The organism is Clostridium saccharoperbutylacetonicum N1-4(HMT) (genome assembly GCF_000340885.1).
Lineage (GTDB): Bacteria > Bacillota > Clostridia > Clostridiales > Clostridiaceae > Clostridium > Clostridium saccharoperbutylacetonicum.
On record NC_020291.1, the window covers coordinates 2,924,325 to 2,947,689 of the forward strand.

At 30.3% G+C, this 23,365-nt stretch carries 30 protein-coding genes; all 30 read left to right on the forward strand.

Translation table 11 applies throughout. The features are described from left to right. The first annotated feature begins 172 nt into the window (after positions 1-172). The 30 genes from CSPA_RS30125 to CSPA_RS13215 all read left to right on the forward strand — a co-directional run bounded on the left by CSPA_RS30125 (position 173) and on the right by CSPA_RS13215 (position 23,360). Positions 173-319 carry a hypothetical protein gene (locus CSPA_RS30125; RefSeq protein ID WP_015392765.1) on the forward strand — a complete coding sequence of 49 codons (147 nt, stop codon included), beginning with the start codon at positions 173-175 and terminating at the stop codon, positions 317-319. A 4-nt stretch (positions 320-323) separates the two neighbouring features. Continuing rightward, complete coding sequence (locus CSPA_RS13080; protein ID WP_015392766.1) at positions 324-773, forward strand: hypothetical protein; 450 nt, start codon at positions 324-326, stop codon at positions 771-773. A gap of 388 nt (positions 774-1,161) precedes the next feature. Beyond that, positions 1,162-1,599 carry a phBC6A51 family helix-turn-helix protein gene (locus CSPA_RS13085; protein ID WP_015392767.1) on the forward strand — a complete coding sequence of 146 codons (438 nt, stop codon included), beginning with the start codon at positions 1,162-1,164 and terminating at the stop codon, positions 1,597-1,599. A gap of 440 nt (positions 1,600-2,039) precedes the next feature. Beyond that, positions 2,040-2,567, forward strand: a complete 528-nt coding sequence (locus tag CSPA_RS13090; protein WP_015392768.1) for an NUMOD4 domain-containing protein — start codon at positions 2,040-2,042, stop codon at positions 2,565-2,567. A gap of 85 nt (positions 2,568-2,652) precedes the next feature. Then, the gene (locus CSPA_RS13095; protein WP_015392769.1) at positions 2,653-3,630 is read left to right on the forward strand and encodes a DUF4062 domain-containing protein; all 978 of its coding nucleotides are present in this window, start codon (positions 2,653-2,655) and stop codon (positions 3,628-3,630) included. Positions 3,631-3,697: 67 nt separating this feature from the next. Next, positions 3,698-5,494: a hypothetical protein gene (locus CSPA_RS13100; protein ID WP_015392770.1), complete on the forward strand. Its 1,797-nt coding sequence runs from the start codon at positions 3,698-3,700 to the stop codon at positions 5,492-5,494. 15 nt (positions 5,495-5,509) lie between these two features. Continuing rightward, positions 5,510-6,793, forward strand: coding sequence for a phage portal protein (locus tag CSPA_RS13105; RefSeq protein WP_015392771.1), 1,284 nt, complete (start codon positions 5,510-5,512; stop codon positions 6,791-6,793). Further along, complete coding sequence (locus tag CSPA_RS13110; RefSeq protein ID WP_015392772.1) at positions 6,786-7,724, forward strand: minor capsid protein; 939 nt, start codon at positions 6,786-6,788, stop codon at positions 7,722-7,724. The genes CSPA_RS13105 and CSPA_RS13110 overlap by 8 nt, the downstream gene beginning before the upstream one ends. Positions 7,725-7,986: 262 nt before the next feature. Beyond that, complete coding sequence (locus CSPA_RS13115; RefSeq protein WP_015392773.1) at positions 7,987-8,253, forward strand: hypothetical protein; 267 nt, start codon at positions 7,987-7,989, stop codon at positions 8,251-8,253. A gap of 158 nt (positions 8,254-8,411) precedes the next feature. After that, a complete protein-coding gene (locus CSPA_RS29760; RefSeq protein WP_157228411.1) occupies positions 8,412-8,555 on the forward strand; it encodes a hypothetical protein in 144 nt (47 codons plus the stop codon). Between the two features lie 61 nt (positions 8,556-8,616). Next, positions 8,617-9,231 (forward strand): DUF4355 domain-containing protein, encoded by a 615-nt coding sequence (locus CSPA_RS13120; protein WP_015392774.1) that lies wholly within the window; start codon positions 8,617-8,619, stop codon positions 9,229-9,231. Positions 9,232-9,247: 16 nt separating this feature from the next. Next, complete coding sequence (locus CSPA_RS13125; RefSeq protein ID WP_015392775.1) at positions 9,248-10,354, forward strand: major capsid protein; 1,107 nt, start codon at positions 9,248-9,250, stop codon at positions 10,352-10,354. A 50-nt stretch (positions 10,355-10,404) separates the two neighbouring features. Continuing rightward, on the forward strand, positions 10,405-10,650 hold the full coding sequence (locus CSPA_RS13130; protein WP_015392776.1) for a Rho termination factor N-terminal domain-containing protein: 246 nt from the start codon (positions 10,405-10,407) through the stop codon (positions 10,648-10,650). 36 nt (positions 10,651-10,686) lie between these two features. After that, positions 10,687-10,986 carry a hypothetical protein gene (locus CSPA_RS13135; RefSeq protein WP_015392777.1) on the forward strand — a complete coding sequence of 100 codons (300 nt, stop codon included), beginning with the start codon at positions 10,687-10,689 and terminating at the stop codon, positions 10,984-10,986. A 1-nt stretch (position 10,987) separates the two neighbouring features. Continuing rightward, a complete protein-coding gene (locus CSPA_RS13140; protein ID WP_015392778.1) occupies positions 10,988-11,335 on the forward strand; it encodes a hypothetical protein in 348 nt (115 codons plus the stop codon). After that, positions 11,328-11,741 (forward strand): HK97 gp10 family phage protein, encoded by a 414-nt coding sequence (locus CSPA_RS13145; RefSeq protein WP_015392779.1) that lies wholly within the window; start codon positions 11,328-11,330, stop codon positions 11,739-11,741. The genes CSPA_RS13140 and CSPA_RS13145 overlap by 8 nt, the downstream gene beginning before the upstream one ends. Next, positions 11,738-12,193, forward strand: coding sequence for a phage tail terminator family protein (locus CSPA_RS13150; RefSeq protein WP_015392780.1), 456 nt, complete (start codon positions 11,738-11,740; stop codon positions 12,191-12,193). The genes CSPA_RS13145 and CSPA_RS13150 overlap by 4 nt, the downstream gene beginning before the upstream one ends. A gap of 57 nt (positions 12,194-12,250) precedes the next feature. Continuing rightward, on the forward strand, positions 12,251-13,333 hold the full coding sequence (locus CSPA_RS13155; protein ID WP_015392781.1) for a phage tail sheath C-terminal domain-containing protein: 1,083 nt from the start codon (positions 12,251-12,253) through the stop codon (positions 13,331-13,333). 18 nt (positions 13,334-13,351) lie between these two features. After that, on the forward strand, positions 13,352-13,819 hold the full coding sequence (locus CSPA_RS13160; RefSeq protein ID WP_015392782.1) for a phage tail tube protein: 468 nt from the start codon (positions 13,352-13,354) through the stop codon (positions 13,817-13,819). 39 nt (positions 13,820-13,858) lie between these two features. Then, a complete protein-coding gene (locus CSPA_RS13165; protein WP_015392783.1) occupies positions 13,859-14,257 on the forward strand; it encodes a hypothetical protein in 399 nt (132 codons plus the stop codon). A gap of 2 nt (positions 14,258-14,259) precedes the next feature. Next, positions 14,260-14,481, forward strand: a complete 222-nt coding sequence (locus tag CSPA_RS13170) for a hypothetical protein (RefSeq protein WP_015392784.1) — start codon at positions 14,260-14,262, stop codon at positions 14,479-14,481. A 12-nt stretch (positions 14,482-14,493) separates the two neighbouring features. Beyond that, entirely contained in the window at positions 14,494-16,446 is a 1,953-nt protein-coding gene (locus CSPA_RS13175) for a hypothetical protein (protein ID WP_015392785.1), read from the forward strand. Positions 16,447-16,457: 11 nt separating this feature from the next. Then, positions 16,458-17,138 carry a LysM peptidoglycan-binding domain-containing protein gene (locus CSPA_RS13180; RefSeq protein ID WP_015392786.1) on the forward strand — a complete coding sequence of 227 codons (681 nt, stop codon included), beginning with the start codon at positions 16,458-16,460 and terminating at the stop codon, positions 17,136-17,138. A gap of 8 nt (positions 17,139-17,146) precedes the next feature. Further along, positions 17,147-17,917, forward strand: coding sequence for an XkdQ/YqbQ family protein (locus CSPA_RS13185; protein WP_015392787.1), 771 nt, complete (start codon positions 17,147-17,149; stop codon positions 17,915-17,917). Continuing rightward, positions 17,910-19,349, forward strand: coding sequence for an NlpC/P60 family protein (locus CSPA_RS13190; RefSeq protein WP_017810641.1), 1,440 nt, complete (start codon positions 17,910-17,912; stop codon positions 19,347-19,349). Before CSPA_RS13185 ends, CSPA_RS13190 begins: the two co-directional genes overlap by 8 nt. Before the next feature lie 13 nt (positions 19,350-19,362). Continuing rightward, positions 19,363-19,716, forward strand: coding sequence for a DUF2577 domain-containing protein (locus tag CSPA_RS13195; protein WP_015392789.1), 354 nt, complete (start codon positions 19,363-19,365; stop codon positions 19,714-19,716). Continuing rightward, entirely contained in the window at positions 19,716-20,171 is a 456-nt protein-coding gene (locus CSPA_RS13200) for a DUF2634 domain-containing protein (RefSeq protein WP_015392790.1), read from the forward strand. Before CSPA_RS13195 ends, CSPA_RS13200 begins: the two co-directional genes overlap by 1 nt. 9 nt (positions 20,172-20,180) lie before the next feature. Beyond that, positions 20,181-21,248 carry a baseplate J/gp47 family protein gene (locus CSPA_RS13205; RefSeq protein WP_015392791.1) on the forward strand — a complete coding sequence of 356 codons (1,068 nt, stop codon included), beginning with the start codon at positions 20,181-20,183 and terminating at the stop codon, positions 21,246-21,248. Beyond that, positions 21,238-21,849, forward strand: a complete 612-nt coding sequence (locus CSPA_RS13210; protein ID WP_015392792.1) for a putative phage tail protein — start codon at positions 21,238-21,240, stop codon at positions 21,847-21,849. Before CSPA_RS13205 ends, CSPA_RS13210 begins: the two co-directional genes overlap by 11 nt. Further along, on the forward strand, positions 21,849-23,360 hold the full coding sequence (locus CSPA_RS13215) for a phage tail protein (protein WP_015392793.1): 1,512 nt from the start codon (positions 21,849-21,851) through the stop codon (positions 23,358-23,360). Before CSPA_RS13210 ends, CSPA_RS13215 begins: the two co-directional genes overlap by 1 nt. Positions 23,361-23,365 lie beyond the last annotated feature (5 nt).

Genomic DNA, 23,365 nt, shown 5'->3' on the forward strand with positions numbered 1-23,365 from the left:
ATATTATATATATAGATAAATAAATACATATATATGCGTGCAATCTCAAAAAAGTATGTTACTTTGTTACAAAGTACATCAAAGTAAGTTATATCAACGGTTTTCGTGTAACAAGTACAGTGTTACAAAGATGTTATTTTTGTGACATATAACTAAAAATGAGGTGATTTTAATGAATTGTGATTTTAAAAAAGGTTTTGAAGATAGAATTAAAGATATAGATAAGCAGATTAGTGAAGCTGCTCAAAATAAAAAATGGGTTGAAGTTGCTAAACTTGAAGCTAAAAAAGTAGAACTACAAGAAAAGATTGAGAGGTAATACTATGGAAGATAAAGATTTATATAAGAAAACTGATGGAGTTCTTTTTAACTATAAGACTATTAAAGCTGAAATATTCAATTTAGATCTAGAAATTGAAGAGCTCAAAGAAGAGTATGCTGGAGTATCTGGTATTAGTTATGAAGAAAGAACCGGTAAAACTAATGCATTTAGTAGTGCTGTTGAGAATGAAGTTATGAAAAAGGAAAAGGAGATAAACAGGTTGCTAAGAGAAAAGAAAAGCAAAGAAAGATTACTCAGCAAAATAGATAATGCATTAGAATGTTTGGAAGATGAGGAAAAAGAGATTATTAAACTCAGGTGTTTTGAAAGAAAATCGTGGAATAGAGTGGGGATGATAACTCATAGAGATGGAGATTATTGTGGTAAAATTAAAAGAGCTGCAGTAAACAAATTATCAGAACTAGTTTGGATAAGAAAAAAGTATACTTAAAATACAAGTAAATTATACGGAAAATATACGTGTTTTTTACATGTAATCTACTGTTAACACCTGTTATTATGGTATTGTAGAAAGAATCAATTAAGAGTTCTTTCAAAATACAAAAGATAAGTCTGACCTCCTTTTTATTAAATACGATACCTTTTAAAGTTGAAGTCTTAAGTTTATACTTGAGAGATTTATGTAGACTTTAAGAGGTATCTTTTTAAATGCATTTATTAGCTTAATAGAGAGGTTTTAAAAGTAAATGATTTGGTACTCGATTAATGAAATAAAATCAAAATACGAGGGCAATGGATATGTAAAAACAATTAATTTTAATATGAAATACATATGAATAAAACTGTAAATATGTAAGTAATGAAATGAGGTGAATTTTATGATAATATCTGATAAACATATACAATCAATTAATTTAATGTTAATAGGAAACCTTACAAATGCTAATATTGCTAAAACTGTAGGAGTATCAGAAAAGACTATTTATAATTGGTTGGATAATAAAGATTTTAAGGCTGAGCTTCAGAAACGTACAGATGAATTTAATTCCCAGCAGACTGAGGAAGGCAGAAGGCAAATACTAGGGTTAATGCCTTTAGCTATTAGTAATTTAGCTGAGATAATGGCCGATAAGAGCAATCCTAAGTTCTTTGAAACTAATAAGTATATTATTGACCGTAATTTAGGCAACACAACAACTAAGATAGAACAGGCTAACACTGACTCTACTGGTAAGAATACCAATGTCGATATAGATCAGCTGGTGAATGAGATAAAAGAAGATAATAATGTAATAGATATTTCCCAAGTTAAATAATTAGTAAAGGCTGATATTTATTAAGTTATTGCGTTAAATCTCGATTTCCCGAAATAATTGTATAAACTGAAATTATAAAGAATGGCTTAGATACTTGGGTTACAAAGAATTGAATGTTTTTGCATAACGAAATGTATAAAATATATGAATAATTAATGCATAAATCAAAGAATATACATTAATAATTGTATAAACATTATTATTTATTTCCCGTTATTTATTTGATTTTCTATTGCTATTATACCATATGTTGGTAGGGTAAGGGGAGGGCGTACCTTCTAAATTCCCAAATTGAAAAAGTCTATCACCAAGGTCTATAAAATTTTGCTATATTTTCAAAACTCAATAAAGAAACATCTTATTTAAGATAGGATTGAAATTAATGAATTTCAACCTGTCTTTTTTTATTGCCTTAAATTAATAGAAAGGATAGGTTGAAGATGGAAGCTTGGAAAGAGATTAAAGGTTTTGAAGGCATGTATAGTATATCTAACTTAGGAAACGTATTTAGCGTAAAATCAAATAAGCTATTAAGCGTTAGAGAGTCTAAAGAAGGATATCTTCGAGTTAATTTAAACAATCAAGGTAAAAGATATACTTTTACAGTTCATAGATTGGTATTAGAATCATTTGATCCTATTGTGAATATGGATGAGTTTCAAGTTAACCATATTAATGAAATTAAATGCGATAATAGATTGTCAAATCTAGAATGGGCTACACCTAAAGAAAATATAAATCATGGAAAACATAACAATAAGATAAGAAATTATAGGAGTAATAATTCTGGAAACTGTAAAAAGAAAGTTATATGTACTACGACTGGAAAGCCTTTCAACTCAATCAGTGAAGCTGCAAGGTATTATGGAATAAAGGCAAAATCTAATATAACATATTGTGCCAAGGGTTTAGCTCAATATTGTGGAATTCTTGAGGATGGAAGAAAACTCGAATGGATGTATATTTGATAAAAATTATGAAGCTTATTTGTAATATTTAAAAGGAATATGCCAACTTTTGTATAATTAATTATATGAAAGAGGTGGGAGTTTAATGGCGAAAAAGAAATTACAAATATTTATATCATCAACATATACAGATTTAATAGAGGAACGGCAAGCAGCTGTAGAAGCAATTCTTGGATCCAAACATATAACTGCAGGTATGGAATTGTTTAGAGCCGGAAATTCATCACAATTAAAAGCAATAAAAAAATGGATAGATGAATCAGACTTGTATATGTTAATTTTGGGTGGAAGATATGGAAGTATAGAGCCTGAGTCAGGAAAAAGTTATACTCAAATTGAATATGAATATGCCATAGAAAAAGATATACCTGTATTTGCAGTCATATTAAATGAATCGTTCTTGCATCAAAAGGCTGCCCTTAAAGCATATGATGTTTTTGAAAAAGATAATAAAGATAAATATGAAGAATTTAAAAAACTTGTAGAAACTAAAATAATAAAATATGTAGATGATTGCAAAGATATACAAATAGTAATAAAGGATTCAATCTCTGAATTGGATGAAGAATACGAATTAATTGGTTGGATTAGAAGCAATGAAGGTGATACAGGTCAACTTTTACAGCAATTGAATGAAACAAGGTTGGAATGTGATAAGTTAAGGGATGAATTAAAAGAATGTAAAAGTAATATAGCCAATATCAAAGTTGTTGAAATATTTGCATCAGGAGAAGAAAAAACTACATTGAGGTATACAGATATGCACACATTTAATAAATTTTCAACTATTGAATTGACATGGAATGAGATATTTATCATATTTGGAAAGATAATATATAAAGATGGCAGTATAACAAACACTGAAATAAAGTTTGAATTAGAAAGTGCAATAGCAAATAGATATGGTGATTATAGTGCATCAGTTTATGATGATGATGTTATAAAGGTACAAATTCAATTAGAAAAATTATGTCTCATTAAGCGAGTAAATAATAGTAACTTTGCATTTACAGAGTCAGGCAGGGAAGAATTTATTAATCAATTTGTTGAGAAAAAGAAATAAAGAATATAATTAGTTAAGAGAACTCTAGAAATAGGGTTCTTTTATTATGCTCAAAAGGAGGATTAGCATGATATACTTTGACAATTTAAAATTTCATACACAACTTAAATATGAGGTATATCTGTTAGGAAAGTACCTTACTAAACATTATGATTCTGAGACTGCCGATAGGGTATTAAAAGCTAATAGTAGCGATTTGGACAATCTTGCTAAAGCTCTAGGTGCAAAGGATATTGAATTTTTCTGTCTTTACTTCATGAGTGATACTTTTGTTGTTAAAGATTTAAATAAAGATGGTTCCATTCCAGAAGATCATAAACCTAATGTGGCTAGACAACTTTCTGAAGGACATTATGAATTGTGGAGCATTGCAAATGATGTTTTTGTAATTGATAAAAGGGATAAAACGGTTATTATTGAACCAAGAGGATATGCGAAAACAACTATCTTTGATATGTCTGTTTGTGTATATCTACATTGTTACGAAAAATCTATATTTACTTTACTTGGTGCAAAAACTGATGGAGATGCGACTCAATTTCTTGATTCAATAAAAAAAGTATTTAATGAAAACCAAAAAATAATTAAATGTTTCGGAAAGTTAATTGATGCTAAAGCAATTAAGGTAAATGGTGAGAGATATACTATCAATGCTAATGAAGTTGAATTTACTAATTGCACGTATATTAGAACAGTTGGTTCTGGGACATCTGTCCGTGGTGCGAACTGGGGAGGAATAAGACCAACAGTTGTTATTGCTGATGATTTTCAATCAAAGGATAATATTCTTACTGAAGCAGCAAGAGAGAAACAGTACAATAAATGGACTACAGAGGTTGAAGAGGTTGGAGATAAAGCGGTATACAGAAATGGCAGGAAGATAAAAGCAGCTACAAAGATTATTGCAATTGGAACAGTATTGCATATTGATTGCCTTATGAGTAAATTGGCTAGAAACAATGACTATTTTACCGTTTTAAGACGTGCAATTGTTCTAAAGGATGATGAAACAGTTGAAGATATCTTTGAAAGTGACTTATGGTTGCAATGTCACGACATTTATTTTGATGAAAAACTTAATGAAGATGAAAGAAAAGAAAAAGCGAAGCAATTCTATGATGACCATAAGGAAGAAATGCAATTTGAAACCTGGTGGCCTGAAAAATGGGATTGCTTTAATGATTTAGCAATAAAATATTGGGAAAATAGGGCTGCATTTATGTCAGAGTTTATGAATGATGCAAGTTCTATAGGAGAAAAGTGGTTTAAATCTGTTGCCACTAGAACTAAAGAGGAAATTGAGGACCATGTATTTACCAAAACTATGCTTTGCATAGATCCTGCCAGTACTACTAGTAAAAAATCTGACTTTACTGCAATGGCAGTTGGTTCAAAAGCAACAAACGATTTTACATATATAAGGGATTTACTTATGAAAAAGTTAGGATATGAACAATATTGTAAAAAGGCTGTGGAAATGTTAGAGAGAAATCCCGACGTCACCCATATAAACATTGAACGAAATACATTTCAAGGGGCCGACGTTGTTAGAATAAAAGAATTAATTGCAGAAAGTCCAATTCTTAAGGGTAAAAAATATGAGTGGATTAATGAAATGCAGAAAAAGAATAAGGATGAAAAAATAAGTACTGTTGTAGATCCAGTCAACAATGGTCAGATAATTGTGTGTTCTGATTGTGAGGATAGCAAAGAAGCAGTTAATCAAATATTAGATTTCCAAGGTCAGTTATATACAACTCATGATGATATGATTGACTGTATTTCAGAATTAGAGAATAAAATTAAGACTATAGAAGTTGTTCAATTTGCAACAATTATGGATAGAAGAAAATTAGGTTTATAGAAAGGATGTGAGGATTTGATAGACGTAGAATTATTAAAAGCAGCTTATGACTATTTTCAAATCAAAAAGCCGTTTTATGATGAAATGTATTATTACTACAAAGGACATTCAAAAGCTTTAGAAGATTATTTCATGATAGATGATAATAATAGAAGTAATCGAACAATAAGGGTTAATTTTGTTAAGAAATTTATTAAAGAAGAAGTGAGTTATTCTATAGGAAATGAAATTAATTATATTTCTAAGTCTCAAAATGAAAATATCATAGCAGATATTGATTTTTATTTAGGACATTGGAGTGAGCAGCATGATGCAAAATTAATGAACAGGATGCTTACATATGGATTGGCATATGAACTTTATTATATTGATGATGATGCACAATTCTGTTCCAAAATAGTAACGCCACGTGAAGGTTATGCTTTTGTGGATTCCTTGGGGAATATTCGATTTTTCATGCATGTCTACCATAAGAAATTTGATTCTAAACTTTATATAGATGTTTATGATGAGAGTACTATTTATCATTATATTGGCAATTTTGATAACTTGGAAAGTACAGAAGAACATTTTTTTCAAGGTGAAGTTCCTATATCTATTGCTCAGGTTAGTGATGAAAAAGAACATGACACTATATTTAATGATATTAGAGGATTACAGGATGCTTATGAAACAAATTTATCTGATATTTCAAATGAAATTAGTGATTTTAGGAATGCTTATTTAAGTATATTCGGATTTCAAATCAAGGAAGAAGATATTGATAAAATGAAGGAACAGGGAATGATCCAGGTTGCTTCTGATAAAGGTAGGGCTGAATGGATAATTAAAAATATCAATGATAGTTTTATTCAAAATACGCTTACTACTTTAGAGGATAAAATGTACCAAATATCATCACATATAAATCATAATGAAAAGATGCAAAGTAATCTTTCTGGAATTGCTTTAAGAAGTAGGCTGATTTCACTTGAAGAAAAATGTAAGCTTAATACTAAGGCTTTTGCAGATGCTGTTAAATGTAGATTAAAATTCTTATTTTCATACTTAAATCTTAGACAAAATAAGACTTATGATTATAGAGATATAAAACTTAAATTTACACCAAATGTTCCACAAGATGATGTTAGTGCAGCTCAAATTATTAATCAGTTAGGAGAAAAGCTTCCATTGGAAACATCATTGTCATTATTAAGTTTTATTGATAATCCTCAGCTTACAGCAAAAAAAGCTAAAGAAGAGCACCAAGAGACATTTCCGAAGACAAGCCTGGATAAGGAAGTAAATAAGGATGGATAAGAATAAGCTTACTAAAGAACAGAATTTCTTTAATGATAAAACCTTAGAATTTGCTAAAGAGCTTTATGATAAGAATGAAGAGAAATTAAAAGAAGCCTATAAGGGCCAAATAAAAAACAGGGATGGTTTATTAAGCAAAATTGCAAAGATATTATTATCTTATAATATTACTGATAATATTTTAAATATAAATGCAGCAGATAAGAAAAAGCTATATTCAGAATTAAGTGATTTAATTGTAGCTAATATTAAGTCAGAACTTAATTTTGAAACTAGTTTAACTAAAGGTATATTAACTGGTGTAGGTAAGGAAAAATTTAATGCTAATAATTATATTTATAGCTTGGGAGCTGATTTTAATTTAACTCAACTATCAGATGAAGCTTTGGAAAAAATAATAAATACAAAAGTGGATAATAAGCTGTGGTCTGATAGGCTTTATGATAATAAGAATGAAATATGCCAAACATTGCAAACAGAAGTTGAAAAATTTCTTAAGGGTGAAACTAATGTAAATCAAATTGAGCAGAAAATCATTGAAAAATATGATACAAATGCCCATGAAACTAAAAGGCTAGTACAAGATAATATCTGCAGGGTACAGGAAGGTGCTAATGATGAATGGCAACATGAACATGGTATAAAGAAAGTTATGTATATGGCTACTTTGGATGGAAAAGTTTGTTCAAGGTGTGCTCAATATGATTCCCAAACGTTTGATATAGATAAAAAGCCTGTACAAATCCCCCAACATCCATTTTGTAGGTGTGTATATATTTCCTTGGTTTCAAACTGGCATCCAAGAGTGCGACTTGATAATGAGACTAAACAAAATATTAATTGGCAAAGTTATCAAGAGTGGAAAAAGAATTATATTGATAATAATCCAGAAAGACTTGCTAATCATAAGATGATTAAAAATAAATCATAAGATAAAAGAATATATGAAAAATATAAAGATATTTTAGGAAAAGAAATACCTAAAACATTGGAAGATTTCCAAAAATTGAAGTATAATAATAGCAATGAATGATCGATTATGAAAGACTATTATAAAGCTAGAAGACTTGATAAAGTAGCAGAAATAAGTAAAAAATATATAGGAGAGACATAAACAGTATCAATTAATCCTAATACAGGGAACCTGATACAAAGTAATCCAACTGACAAAGATAAAGTAAGGAGGTTAAGAAATGTATAAAATATCTTTGAATAAAAATTTATTTGATTATTTAATAAAAAATCTAAATGATGAAAAAATAAAAGAGGCACTTAGCAAAAAAGATGAAGAGAATGGAAATATACATTGTGAAATAGATGTAGATACTAAAATTGACCTGCTAGATTATATCGAGGACCTGCAATTAGAAATAGGTTTTGATAATGAAGATTATTTAAATGAAGATGGTAAAATAATTCAAGAAATATATGATCAGATTTATAAACAAACTAATAAGTAGCACTTACAAATGTAGGTGCTTTTATTATGTCTAGAATTAGGAATGAGGGATATCATGCATCTTTGCCACCACGTTGACCAACTTCTTTGTAGATTGTCTGTTCCATGTTTAATTAAATTACTTATGTGTTAAAATGCTCCTTTCTTAGTATTTAAACTATGAAAGCTGATAATAATATTTTAGAGCATATTGAAAAAACAAGTGGTATTATGGGAAATTTTGAAAGGTTAGGTGATCAACATATCTCGCAAGCCAGCGTTAAGGCTTTTTATTTTGCCCTTAGCATGGCACTAAACGGCTAGAAAAAATAAGAATTAACTATACAGGGTTAGTAATAAAACTGGATAGGGAAGGAGCTTAGTAATGAAAAAAAATGAGATTATAGAATTTTTAAAAGACTTGGCAGATGATGCAGACATAGATGAAACTGTAAAGGGGAATGAAACATTAAGTAAGTTATTTGAGAAGGGTTTATCTATAGATGATGTTAAAAACTTTTTAGATAGCAATGAGGATGGTAAAAAGTATCTGCAATCCTATGGAGATGGCAGAGTAACAAAAGGTATTGAAACTTTTAAGGAAAAAAATCTATCTAAGTTAGTAGATGATGAAATTAAAAAGAGGTATCCAGAAAAGGATCCAAAGGAATTAGCTCTTGAAAACCTTCAAAAGGAACTTGAAAATATGAAAGCTGAAAGTGCAAAAAAAGATTTAAAAGCAAAAGCTGTTCAAATTGCGAATGAGAAGAAGGTTCCATTAAATTTAGTCGATTATTTCTTAGGTCAGGATGAAGAAGCAACAACTAAGAACTTTGATACGTTTAATGATGTTTTCAACAATTCTCTTTCAGTAGCGATTGAAGAAAAAATCAAAGGTGGATATAAGCCACCAACACAAACTGTGGATCCAGTAGACGAAAGTAAAATGACAGATGCTGAATGGTTTGCAGCACAAGAACAAAAAAATACACAAAACTAAGGAGTGAATTAAAATTATGGCAAATAAATTTTTAACAGTACAAGAAATTGCAAGACAAGCTTTATTAAGGCTTCAATCCAATATGGTTATGGCAGGATTAGTCTACACAGATTATTCAAGTGAGTTTAAGGAAAAAGGCGATACAATTCAAATTAGAAAACCAGCTACATTTATAGCTGATGAATTTGGTGAAACTATTAATCTTCAAGATGTAGGTGAAAAATATGTATTAGTAAAATTAGATAAGATTGCAGACGTATCAGTTGAAGTTGGTTCTAAAGAATTAACATTAAACATTGATGATTTTGGCTCTCAAATCTTAGATGGTGCTACACTTGCTATCGCAGAAAAAATTGATCAAGACTTATGTGGATTATACGCAGATATTCCTTACTATAGCGGAGCCGGAGGAACAACACCTTCAAAATTAGATGATATTTCTGCAACCATGCTAGTGTTAAATAATAATAGAGTACCTATGGCTAACAGAAATGTTGTGTGGGACCCTTATGCTCAGGCAAAATTAGTAACAATAGATTCAATTTCAAGAGCAGATGCATCAGGTTCAACAGCAGCTTTAAGAGAAGCTTCTATGGGTAGAATTTTAGGTTTTGATAACTATATGGATCAAAATATTAAAAAGCAAGTAGCTGGAGCCTTTACATCATTAACAGATGTTACCGGAGCTGGTGCGAAAGATGCAACTATTATTACATTAACAAGCGCTGCTAAAGTATCAACTGGAGATATAAAGAAAGGTGATGTATTTACAATAGCAGGGCAACAATTTGTTGCAACAGCAGATGCAACAGCAGCCGCTGGGGTTGCTTCAGTTAATATATACCCAGCAATTAAAGCTGATATTAGTAATCAAGCAGTAAACTTTGGTAAAACACATGTAGCATCATTAGCTTTCCATAAGAATGCATTTGCATTAGTTACAAGACCATTAGAACCTCCAATGGGTGGAGCAACATCTTATGTAGCAACAGCGCCAAATGGAATGAGTTTAAGGGTTACTATGGGGTATGATATGAATACAAAGAAAAATACAATATCTATTGATTGTTTATATGGAGTTAAATCTATCTATCCTGAACTAGCAGCAAGAGTATTAGGTTAATAAGTTGAGGATTAAACCTCAACATTACCTAAAGTAAGGAGTGTTATATTTTGAAGTGCAAACATTGTGGAATTAAAATAGATAATCCTATGATTTTTCATATACATGAAAATAGATGTTTAGAAGATCAAAGGGCAAATGGTTTTATTAAAGATAATAAAGAGAATGATATAGATTACAACTCAATGACAGTTGAACAGCTTAAAGTTATATGCAAAGATAAAGGATTAGAAGGATATAGTAATTTTAATAAAGATGAGCTAATAGCATTTATGAAAGAAAAAATTCAACTGTAAATATATATTAAGCTAGTGTATTTGAGGAGGTGCAACATGGACCTTACAATTGAGCAAAAGAAAGCAATAGTGATAATAAGGAATTATTTAAATGTAGATGGTGATGAAAAATTCACCGATGAATATATTTTAAATAATTTTGAATGTGCAATTGTTGAATTAATAGAAAGTGCAGCAGATTTTAAGAAAACTCAAAAATCTGCTGGTGGAAAAGGTGTATATTCTGCAAGCCAAGGACAACGTTCAGTAACATTGAAAGGTAATGTTGGTCCATGGACTATAACTGATGATATTAAAAGTTTACTTCCATTACCTTATGCAAAAATAAGGGGGTAATATGTTTTACAATAAAGAAATACAAATATATATCTATGGTGATAAAAAAGACGATCATGGGATAACAAGGACAGGTTACAGTCCATTAGCAACAGATGAACCTATAATGGTTGACATGCAGCCATATTCTACTGAAAAAGCTAAGAAGGATTATGGCTATGATATTGAGTGTACTAGAAAAATGTTTTGTGATATCATTCCTCAAATTACTGAAGATTGCCGTATAAAATACAATGAAAAATTTTATAAAATTACTGCTATTCCATGGGATGATGATTATCTGGAGGCTTTATTGAATGAAACTAAAGATGTTGAAGTTATTGAAAATGAGGTGATCAGCAATGGATAGTACTTTTGGATTTAAAGAGTTTATAAATAAAATTAATGAATCACAAGAAAAATTTAATAATGCTGTAGATGAAACATTATTTGAAGGAGCACTTGAAGGTATCGGAGAAATTCAAAGTAGAACATCAGTTAAAACTGGAAATTTAAGAAGATCTGCTACTAGTGGAGAAATTGAGATCCAAGGAAAAATTCATTCTATTGAGGTTGGATATAATCTTAATCAAGCACCATATGCTGATGCATATGAAAATGGTCATAAACAGGAAAAAGGAAGATATGTTCCTGCTATTGGAAAGAAACTTGTGAAAGAATATGTACCTGGAAGGCATGTTGTAAGAGATTCTTTGACAATTATTAGAGCAGAGTTACCAAATAAATTAAGGCAGAAGTTGAGTGATATTAAATGATAAAATATGTGGATTTGTTATATAGCATTACTAAGAAACTGAGGGATAATTATCCCAACGCATCAATTAAAATAGACAAAAAGAAAAGCGAAAAGGAAATTGAAAATGGTTTATTTTATGTAATAGTATCACCATTAAAGAGTGATACTTCATTTAACTTAAGAAAAAAGCTATTGAATATATATATTGAATATGTAGAAGAAGATAAAACACAAGAAAGTTCTTTAAATAAAATTGATGAATTAACGGAATTGTTTGACGAAAATATAAGTGTTAATAATAGAGTGTTACCAATATTAAATAAAGAACCAAAGGATACTGATGATAATGTGACTCTAATGTTTACACTCAATTATTTTGATAGTAAGGCTGAACCTATTCCAGAAACTCCAGATGCAACATATGATGCTTTGATGGGAATATTGAAATTAAATGTTATTGATAAAGATTAAAAGACTGGTTTTTTACTGGTCTATTTTTATGTAAAAAATCAGAAAGGAGATATGTAAATGGCTACAAATAACGTCATGAATGGTGTTAAATTCACAGTACAAGCTTTAGCTGAATCAGTATCAACTCGAGCAGCACATGGAGTACTTTTTCTTGTTTTGGATGATAGTACAGTAACACCAGGATTATATAAATATGCAAAATTAAAGAAAGTTACAGAAAAATATACCGAAGATAATAAAAATATTATTTCAACTATTTTTGCAGATTATGGGATAAAAAGCTTAATTGTTGCGGTTGGTCATGATGCAACTAATGGCATAAGTGGATCATTAGATAATGTTTTATCTTTACTTAATAAAGTAAATGAAAATGGATGGTTGGCGGTACCTCAAATAACTTTAGATGCTGACAAGAAAAAAGTTGCTGATTTTATTAAAACTCAAAGGAAAGATGAGGACTATCCTTTAAAAGGAGTTATTTATAACTATTCTAGTGATTGTGATGGAATAATTAATTTTACTGGAAAAGACCTAGGAGCAATTGCACCTGATGTATATGCAGCAGAAGTTGCTGCGCAGTTATGTGTACTTGGGCCAAATGAGGCTATTACAAATCATATTGCTAAAAATGTAACAAGTTGCGATGTTAAAACAGATAATGATGATTGTGTTGCTAGAGGAGAGCTGTTTCTTTGTAACAATGGTAAAAACATTGTATTTTCAAGGGGTGTAAATTCTTTACAAACAATAGATTCCACCCAATCAGAAACTTTAAGTAAAATAAGAATTGTTGAAGTTATCGATTTAGTTAAGTCGGATATGAGAGAGATATTTGATACCAGTTATTCAGGTAGGATGGGGAACTCATATAAAAATAGAAAGACATTGATTAATACATTAAATTCATATCTTAAAACATTATCTAATGACGGGTATTTATCAAATGATGAATTATCCTATGTAGAATTAGATGTTGAAGCAACTAAAAAATACTTAGAATCTAAAGGTGTCAATACCGATAATATGAAAGATGAAGATATATTAAAGGCTAAGCTAGGAAGTTATGTGTTTATAAAAGTAACCCTAAAATGCATGGATACAATAGAAGATATAAACATTGTGCTTCAATATGAAACATAGGAAGGAGCGTGAATATAATTGAGACAACTAAAGCCAACAGATATTGTGAGAACTAACAAGGGATACATGAAAATTAATGGTGTTGAACTAGCTGAATTAAAAGAGTGTGAAGTTAATATTGAACCAAATGTAAAAAGTCTACCTCTTATGAATAGTGGCAGTGATGGAGAAGTAACTATGAGTTACAAATGTACAATAGCGTTTAAATTAAACAAAAGGTATAGCAGATTTAAACCTGCTATACTAGAGGCTGCTAAAAAGTTACAAAACTTTGTATTTGATTTTGAAGGAACAAATTATACTCCAGATGGTGAAGAGGAAGAAAGCATTTCAATTACAGATGCTTGGGTTAAGGGGAAAACAACATTAATAAAATTAGCAGCTGAAAATGATTTTGGCGAAGATGCATTTGAAGCAGGATTTATGATAGAAAATTCGGATTACACGAACATTATAGATGATGGTGAGGATTGGGGTAGTAAGTAAATACTACCTTTTATTTTTAATTTGAAAGGATGAAGAATTATGGCTTTATTAAAAATAGAAGACATTATAGCAAAAAAAGAGGAATTAAGAGCACAGGCAGGAGAACAAAAATGTTTAGTATATTGTGAAAAACTAGGTGGAGAGTTTGAAGCGCATAGTTTATCAAAGGGAGATTTAGCAGATGTAAGGTCTAAAATGAAAGATAGTTACTTAGAAGGTATAAAATATCTAATCTATATGAGTATTGATGATTTAAGAAGCCCTCAACTTTTGGAGGCTTATGAATGTAAAACAAATTCAGTAAAAATTGTTGGAAGACTATTCCCTAAAGAAAATGAAGTTGGTGCTATAGGAGAAATTTTAATGGATTTAAATGGATTGGGTCAATTAAAACCAGGAGAAATATATAGAAAAGAAATTGAAGATTTAAAAAACTAATTATGTCCGAAGATGGTGAGTTTATTGATATAGAATTGTATATGTATTCTCACTATCTTCAATGTGGACATGATTTAGATAAATTAATAAATATGTCTGAAATGAAAAAGAATTATTATATTGCCAGCATGTTAGTTATGAAAAAGCAAGATACTGAGAACAATGTAGCCTTAGCTGAACTTACAGGCAGATTGGCGAATCCTTTTATAAAAAAAGAGGAATAAGGAGTGAGGTGAGTGGCAGAAGATATTTTAGGTGGCAGATTATCTATTGAGGATGGTTATACAAATCCACTACAAAAATTTGCAAATGCTGTATTAGGTACTGAAAATAAATTTAAACAATTTGCTAATGGAATAAGTAGTAGCAATCAAAAGATTAATAATGAAACAAATAAATCTTATCAGCAGGTTGATAAGATTGCTCAAAAATTTATTAATCAAGGGAATACTGTTGCGGATGCAATTAACAAAGCAAATGACAAGGTGAAACAAAATCAAGAGAAAACAATTGAAGGTCTTTCTCAAAAATATATGAAATTAGGAATGACCATTCAACAAGCTTATGGAAAAGCACAGCAAGATTCGAATAAAATATGGAATGGTGATTCAAATCAAGGTGGTAATAATCCTTTAAAAGATTTTGCACAAAGCTTTTTACAAGGTGGAATTGGTGGGATAATCGGTAAATTAGGTCTTATAGGAACAGGTATTACAGCTGGTATTACTGTGATGAAAACTTTAAATAATTTCATGGAGCAGGGATTCGATGTATTAAACAAATTATCAGATGGGTTACTTTCTCCTGAAGGTATTAAAAATGCTATTGAGGAATCAATGGATTTTGAAACAGGTAGAATGAAACTTGATTTGTTTTATGGTAGTAAAGACAAAGGTTTGAAAGCCTATCAAGATGCTACATATATTGCACAAAAAACATATGCTGGTGAACGTGATACTGTTGAAATTTCTGCTAAACTAGGTCAATTAGGTATAGCCCCAAGTCAAAAGCAATTAGGAAAATTGGTTGATGTAGCAGGAACAAGACCAGAAGTTCAAACAGATCATATTGGATTAGCTGTTAAAGAAGCTGTTGAAGGTAGAAGTATGATGCTTCAAATGTATGGGATAAACAATAAAAATTTGAAAAAGTTCTATGATGATTTAAGGAAAACAGATCCAAACGAACATAAAGAATTAAAAGGAGCTTTAAATAAAAAGGGTACCGCTGGTGATCCACAGAAATATTTTAATTTACTTACTGATTATATTGAAAAATCTCCTATGAATAATTATGCTGAAACATATGCTCAAACTGTAAAAGGTAAAATTGAAAGAATGACAGGCGTTTGGGAGACAATGAAAGCTGAAATAATGGGGATTGATGTAAAAACAGGTACAGCCAAAGAAGGAGGAGTATTTGCAACAATAGCTAAGCAAGTTGATCATTTAAAGGATGTCCTTGAGGATAGCGGTACTGCAAATTCAATACAGAAAATAGGAAAGGCCTTTGGTGGTGCGTTTGAATCTATTGGAAATGCATTTAATAAAGCTGTAACTCCAGAAACAATTGATAAAGTTGCAAATGCAATTGTAAAAATAGGAGAAGCGTTAGCAAAAATGATTAATCATTTTGTTGATAGTGGACAATTAGATAATTTGCTTGATAAGCTTCCAGATTTAACTGAAAAAGTAGTTGGAAATGAAGTTATAAACAAGACTACTGACTTTAAAGTAGGTGCTGACTTAGCGCAAGGTAATTTTTCAAATGCTGCTAATGATTGGCTTATGGGTAAAAGTGATTGGTATAGAAATACATTTGGAATTGGTAAAGATGTTGGAATTGGTTCAAATCCTGTTGAAAGCCAAAATGAACAAAATAAAAATGATGCTGAATGGTTTAGTAATAAAACTGGTTTAGATAAGTCATGGATTTATTCTAACAATGATGCAGTTAGTAGTTTTGGTGATTGGGTTGATCTTAAGTTAGGTTTAAGAGTTAACGATGAACAATTTAATAGCGCGATAGATAGAAACAGTAATTTATCTGATGATGAAAAAACAAAGCTAAAAAATACTATAAATAGTGATGATAAAAACACATACCATATTACTATTCAAAAAATTGAAGCAAATAATTTTGATGAAATAATGAAATCAATAAAGTCAGCAGCGGCTAATAGAAAGTAGGTGGTAATGTAATGATAGAAACTATGACAATGGGACAGTTTTCATCTTTAATAAGAATAACAACTTTAAATAATTATAATAGTATGCAATATGTAAGTGAAAGCAATGAAAGTACCCCTATAGATAATAGACTAATATTGTTGCCAGTATCACCTAGTGATTTAATGTTTGATGAAGATTCAGATGTACAAACAATAAAACTTATGAATTATGGCGAATATCCAGTGAACATAAATAAGAAATTAGCTTCTTGGAGTGTATCAAGCTTTTTCCCGTGTTTAGATAGTAATTATCCATTTGTTAAAAATTCTGAGTTAAAGGATCCATATGAGTATTATTGCAAAACACTATTAACCTGGAAAAATAATAAGACTCCTTTAGTCTTCATGTTTAAAACTTGGGGGTCATATTACTCATGCCAAATAAAAAATTTTAAATTTGGAAGAAAAGATTCAATAGGAAATATATATTATGATTTACAATTTCAAGAATATAGAATATTGAATTTGTCTTCTGGTGAAAATGGAACAACTGATTATGCAGCTGATATTTATTATCCAAGTGAAGGTGAAACAATTCAAGACGTAGCAAAGAAGTTATATGGTAGTTCAGAATATTATAAAACTATTATGTCTTTAAACAACTTGACTAATCCATTTATTAAAGCAGGTGTTGGGTACAAAATAAGGTAGGTGAAAGTATGTTAAATATATTTTATTATGATGATGCTGGAACTAGAGTTGATGTATCTGATTTATTAGTTTTGATAAAATATACATGTTCTGTAGATAAAATAGCTCAACAAGTAGATTTGGTATTGGTTTATGGAGTATATAGTGATGCACTTCCAACTATTTATATTGGACCTAGCACAAAAATAGAGCTTTATTATAATGGCTCTTGCATTTTTAGAGGGAAGGTTATTACATCAGATTTAAAATCAAATGAAGAGCAAATAGAATTAACATGCTATGATTTTATTTGGTATTTAACTAAATCAAAAGTCGTCTATAATTTTTCAGATATTTCGGCTTATAAAGCAATTTGCAAAATTTTTGATGATCTAGAAATACCATATAATAAAGATGGAATTTTAGGAGGCGCTAATGGTGAAGGCGCATCGATCAATATAAATCATTTAATTAAAAATAAAAGTGCCTATGATGCGTGTATGATGATAGCAACTGAGATACACACACAAACAGGCACTTTTTATTATATGTTTATGGATGTTGCAGGAAATGTCAACATAATGGCATGTGATAGGTATTGGAGTAAACAAACTATTAAACCATGTTCTGACCCTTCTTTGCCTAATCCAGATGGTACGATAATTTCATTAAGCTATAAAAACGATATGTCTGAAATGATAACTAGAATAAAATTATTTGATAGTAAAGGAAATAAAGTAGATATTGAAACCGGAGAATCAACTGGTGAAGATGATGAGGGAGTTGATAGCGGTGAGTGATATTGAACATATGAGTATTTCTGAAGCACAGGCTTTGGAGAAATCTTTGGGAGCTCAAAAAGTAAAAGAATTATTAAAATTAGATAATCTAACTACAGACAATGGAGAAGACGCTGAAGCTGTTAATAATACATTAAGTGCACCTAATGCAATACTAAAGAAATATGGAATCATACAAGACATAATCATTAAATCTAAGAAAGAAGATCCATTAATTAAATCATATAGAATTTTAAATGAGAACTGCAAACCAAAAGAAACTATTGAAGTTGAATGTATTGGTGATATAAATTATAAAGTTGGTTTTGGGGTTCATTTAATTGTACCGTTTTTAAAGGGATATGAAGATTGCTTCATGTATGTTAAAGAAGTTGAGCATGAGTGGAAAAGTGATAACTTGTTCATTAGTAAATTAACCTTGACAAAGTCTCGTGTTATGGATGAGGTTGAGTGGAGTGATTTAGATGATGATGATTCAACTGATAGTTCAACTGCAGGAAGTAAACTTTGGGATAAGATTTATACATTGTTAAAACAACAAGAAGGTAAGAATTATGTATGGGGAGCTACTGGACCTGATAGTTTTGATTGTAGTGGACTTGTACAATATTGCTATAATCAATATTCAAGTGAACTTGGATTAAGACTTGGCAGAACAACATACGAACAGTGTAAGCAAGGGAAAGAAATAGGGAACGACAAGGGAGTATGGATTCCAGGAGATTTGTTGTTTTGGAAAGGTAGTGACACGCCACCAAGTCATGTGTCTATTTATATTGGTGGTAATAAAATGATCCACGCTCCAAAAACTGGAGATGTAGTTAAAACAGTGGATGTTACAAGAACAGATATTTATGCAGTTAGAAGAGTTATTCCTGAAGAAGTGGCTGAAAGTATAAAAGAGGATAATATCCCGAGTGATTATGAAGGTAATTTAAATTCAGTTGATAGCAATTGTAGTACTTTTATTTCAAATATGAGTAAGTATGGTTATAAAGATATAATAACTAGCAAATCAAATGCGTTAAGTGTAGATCCTTATCTTGCAGCAGCGATAATTGCAATTGAAAGTGAAGGAAATCCAAAGTGTGGTGGAACTTATTATGGATTAATGCAAGTTGAGAACGGCTCAGGTGATCCATCTACGAATATAGGGCAGGGAATCGAAGAATATAAAAAGAAAAGAAGTGCTGTAGGTATTCAGGTTCATGTAATATTATCTGCATATAATAGTGGAGAAGGCACAGTTGAACAAGCTTGTAAGCAATCAGGATATAATATGTCTAATGTAACAATTAAGCAGCTTGGCGATGCATTGTATGATTATGTAAAAGCACATAATCCAAGTTGGGATGCAAATGAAAAGAAATATTATGCTAGTAAAGTTTTAAAGGCCTATAATATATTGAAATCAAAAAAAGCACTAGAGTAAGGAGGTTATTATTATGCCAAAATCTTTTGGAGATCAATTTTGGGAAGAAATAGAAAAGCATAGAAGTAAAAATAAAATAGATGAACCTTTTGAAATAGGGAAAGTTATTTCGGAAGACCCTTTAATTATTGAAATTGAAGGGCTTCCTTTATATAGGAACAATTTATATATAAATCCATCTCTATTGCCATGGGATGAAGAAGTTAAGGCTATAACAACAACTGTATCTGAACACAATCACCAAATCATTTTAATACAACATTTTTCAAAGCTTAAAATAGACTCATATGTTGCATGTTATGGTATTGAATATAATGATATATCTAAGACATATCAAAAATATGTTGTACTGGAGGTGGTTCAATAATGGGGTTATTTCCAGAAGATTTTTATAGCAATACACAAAGTGCTAAAGTAAAAAATGAGATTCCTTTGCTTAAGGATTATGCAATAGATCTTAAGACAGGGGAAGTGTTATATGATGAAAATAATAATGAAATAATTGTTGAAGGATTGGATGCTGTTATAGTCCAGTCCTGGCGTAAAATATACATACCTAAATTTGATGTTAATAATAATGAAGGTTATTCAATTTACGGAAAAAACTTTGGAAGTCAGATTAATAAACTTATTGGAAAAGGAAAAAATTATGGTGAGACTTTTGCACATCAAATGCTGGTGGAGTGTTTAGTGGATAACGTTTATGTTACAGGAATTAATAATATTTCAACAAAATTAGAAAAAAGTTCTTATTTGATAAATTATACCATGGAAACTATTTATGGAAATTATCAAGATAGTTATTATATCCCATTAGATTAGGAGGTCAGCATGAGTTATTATAGAAGCGAAGAAGATATATACAATGAAATGTTTCTTGGATATACTGCTACTAGTATTGGAAAAGAAAGTTTGTTATACAATGCTTGTATGCCAGTTTGTATCAAATTATCTGAAGCATATTTGGCCTTAGATGAAGTTACTAAACAAATATTTGCTAAAAAAGCTGTTGAAAGTGGTTATTCATCATTTCTGGACTTAAGAGTGGAAGAAATGGGAATTAAGAGAAAGGAGTCCACTTATGCGTTAATCGAAATTACTGTTAATGGAACAGCAAAGATGATTTTTCCAAAAGATAGTATTGTGGGGACCAGTGATAATAGGTTATATATTACTCAAAGCGATTTAATATTAGATGATAATGGAAGTGGGAAAGTAAAAGTTAGAGCTGAAAAAGCAGGTTCAAAATATAATGTAACTGCAAATGAAATAAATTATTTGCCAATAAAATATAGTGGAATTAAGAGCATAACAAATGAAAAGGCTTATTTTGATGCATATGATGAAGAAACAAATGAATCTCTATATTATAGATATTCATTAAAAGTACAAATTCCTGCAACGTCTGGAAATAAGTATCATTACCAAAACTGGGCTTTAGAAGTTGATGGAGTAGGAAGTGCTAAAGTGTATCCTCTTTGGAATGGGAATGGAACTGTTAAAGTTGTAATTTCTAGTAGTAACTATAGGGCTGCTTCATCTGATTTAATAAAAACTGTAGCAGATCATATTGAAGAAAATAGGCCGATAGGTCCTACAGTTACAGTTGTATCAGTTGAAGAGTTACCATTAATCATAAGCTTAAAATTAATTTACGATTCTGTATCTTACACACTAGATACTATCAAAACTAATATACAAAATTCAATTTCTCAATATTTAAAGGATGTGGCGCTTAAAACTGACCATATAAGCATAGCAAAGGTTGGCGCTATCATATTAAGTACTAGTGGAGTTACTGACTATAGTAATTTAACTATTAATGGTAGTACTATTAATTTGCCTATAGCTGATAATCAAATTGCGGTATTAAGTGGGGTGGTATGTAATGTTACTTAAGGATTACATATCACCTTTAGTTTGCAATAAAATGGTAAGTAAAGCACTTGAGGTACAACAACCACAGATTGATAATGTAATTGCTAATATTAATGATTTAACTAATCAAGGTTTTATTGAGTCAGCAACATGGAGTTTAGATCTCTGGGAAGAAGAATTTGGAATTAAGTCAAAATTAAATGATACTTTAGAAAATAGAAGAAATCTAGTTTTAGCTAAGAAAAGAGGAACTGGAACAACTACAGTTGGAACAGTTAAAAATGTATGTAATAGCTTTGTAGATAAAACAACGGTTACTGAATATTCAAATGAATATTATTTTGATTTATTACTAGAAAGCTATAATGGATTTCATAATTACCTTGAAGATCTAATGGAAATAATTGAAGATTTGAAGCCAGCTCATTTAAATGTTAATTATCATTTAAAAGCAATTACTCAATCAAATTTATATATAGCAAGTGTTGGATTTACTTCTGAAATAATTAATGTATATCCATGGACACCAAGCAACTTAGAATCTAAATTAGATGTTTATATTCCATCACATCAGCCATCAAGTTTAGAAAGTATAAATGTATATCCAAAGGAGGCGATTTAATGGCAGAAAAGTTTTACAGTTTGCTTACCAATATAGGAAAAGCAAAGATTGCTAATTCCATAGGACTTGGAACAAAAGTAAATTTTATGATAATGAAGGTTGGTGATGGTGGTGGATCCTATTACGAACCAACAGAAGATCAAGCAGATTTAAAAAATACTACTTGGCAAGGTAATATAAATCATGTTGAGATAGATAATGATAATCCTAGTTGGCTAAATATTCAAGTAATGATTCCATCAAGTGTTGGAGGATTCACAATTAGAGAATATGGGGCATTTGATGAAGAAGGTAATATGTTAGGCATATGTAAATGTGCTGAAACATATAAACCTAAAATCGAAGATGGTTCTACTAAGGAGCTGCTTTTAAATTTAACATTAGCAGTTACAAATACTGAAAGTGTAAATTTAAAAATAGATCCAACGATAATATTTGCTAAGAAATCAGAAATTGACCAACTTAGAACAGATATTAATGCACAATTGTCAGATTTTGTGTACCAAACAGCAGGAGGAACATCAACATCAATAACACTAACAATGCAAACTTTGGTAAATGGTTATTTTAAGACATTTATTGCAAGTGCGAATAATAATGGAGCTGCAACAACTATAAATGGAAAGAAATTATATAAACCAGGAACAACAACAGCACCTAATTTAATTGCTGGGAAGGCATATACAGTTTGGTATAACCAAGCAGGTGATTGTTTTTTTATCAAAGCTAGTGCTGAAGGTGATGCAATAGCTGCCAATGTACTAGCCGGAAAGAAATTTAGTAATGATAATGATACTGGATTAGTTGGGACATTAGACTTAAGCAATTTAGTAAGTGGAAATATAAAAAGTGGAGTAAGTATAAATGGTGTTAGTGGAAAAGCAAGTGTTGTAGATACATCAGACGCAAATGCATTAGCAGGACAGATATTAAATGGACAGACTGCATATGTAAATGGAAATAAGGTTGCAGGTAATATGCCTAATCATAGTGGAGCAGATAGTCCTGCAAACAGTATAGCTGGAACTGGTGCTGGCAGAATATATGTAAGACCACAAGCAGGATATTATGATGGCTCAGTTGCTTCATATGTAGATGATGGAAACTATAATCCAGCAAATATTGTAAGCGGTAAAAGTATATTGGGGCTCTGGGGAAGTGCAACAGTTGCAAGTTTGGGTGGTGTTAAAATTGCTAGTGGAACTATAACAAATATACAATATAATAGTTCAAATTCACAATATTATGGCACAATAAGTGGATTATCATTTACTCCGTCTATTATAATAATGTATTATGCTGGAGGTATAATACAATATCCTGATGCTATGATTGGAGTTTTTTGTTCTCAGTTTGTAGGGAATAAATATACAGTAACAAAAGCTAATGCTAGTGGTTATGGGAGTTATCTAGTAGATAGTACAAATATTTATAATGGAGGATTTAAACTCCCAACGTTTTGGGGATATTATACAAATTATCCTTGGCAATATATAGCAATAGGAAATTAAAAATA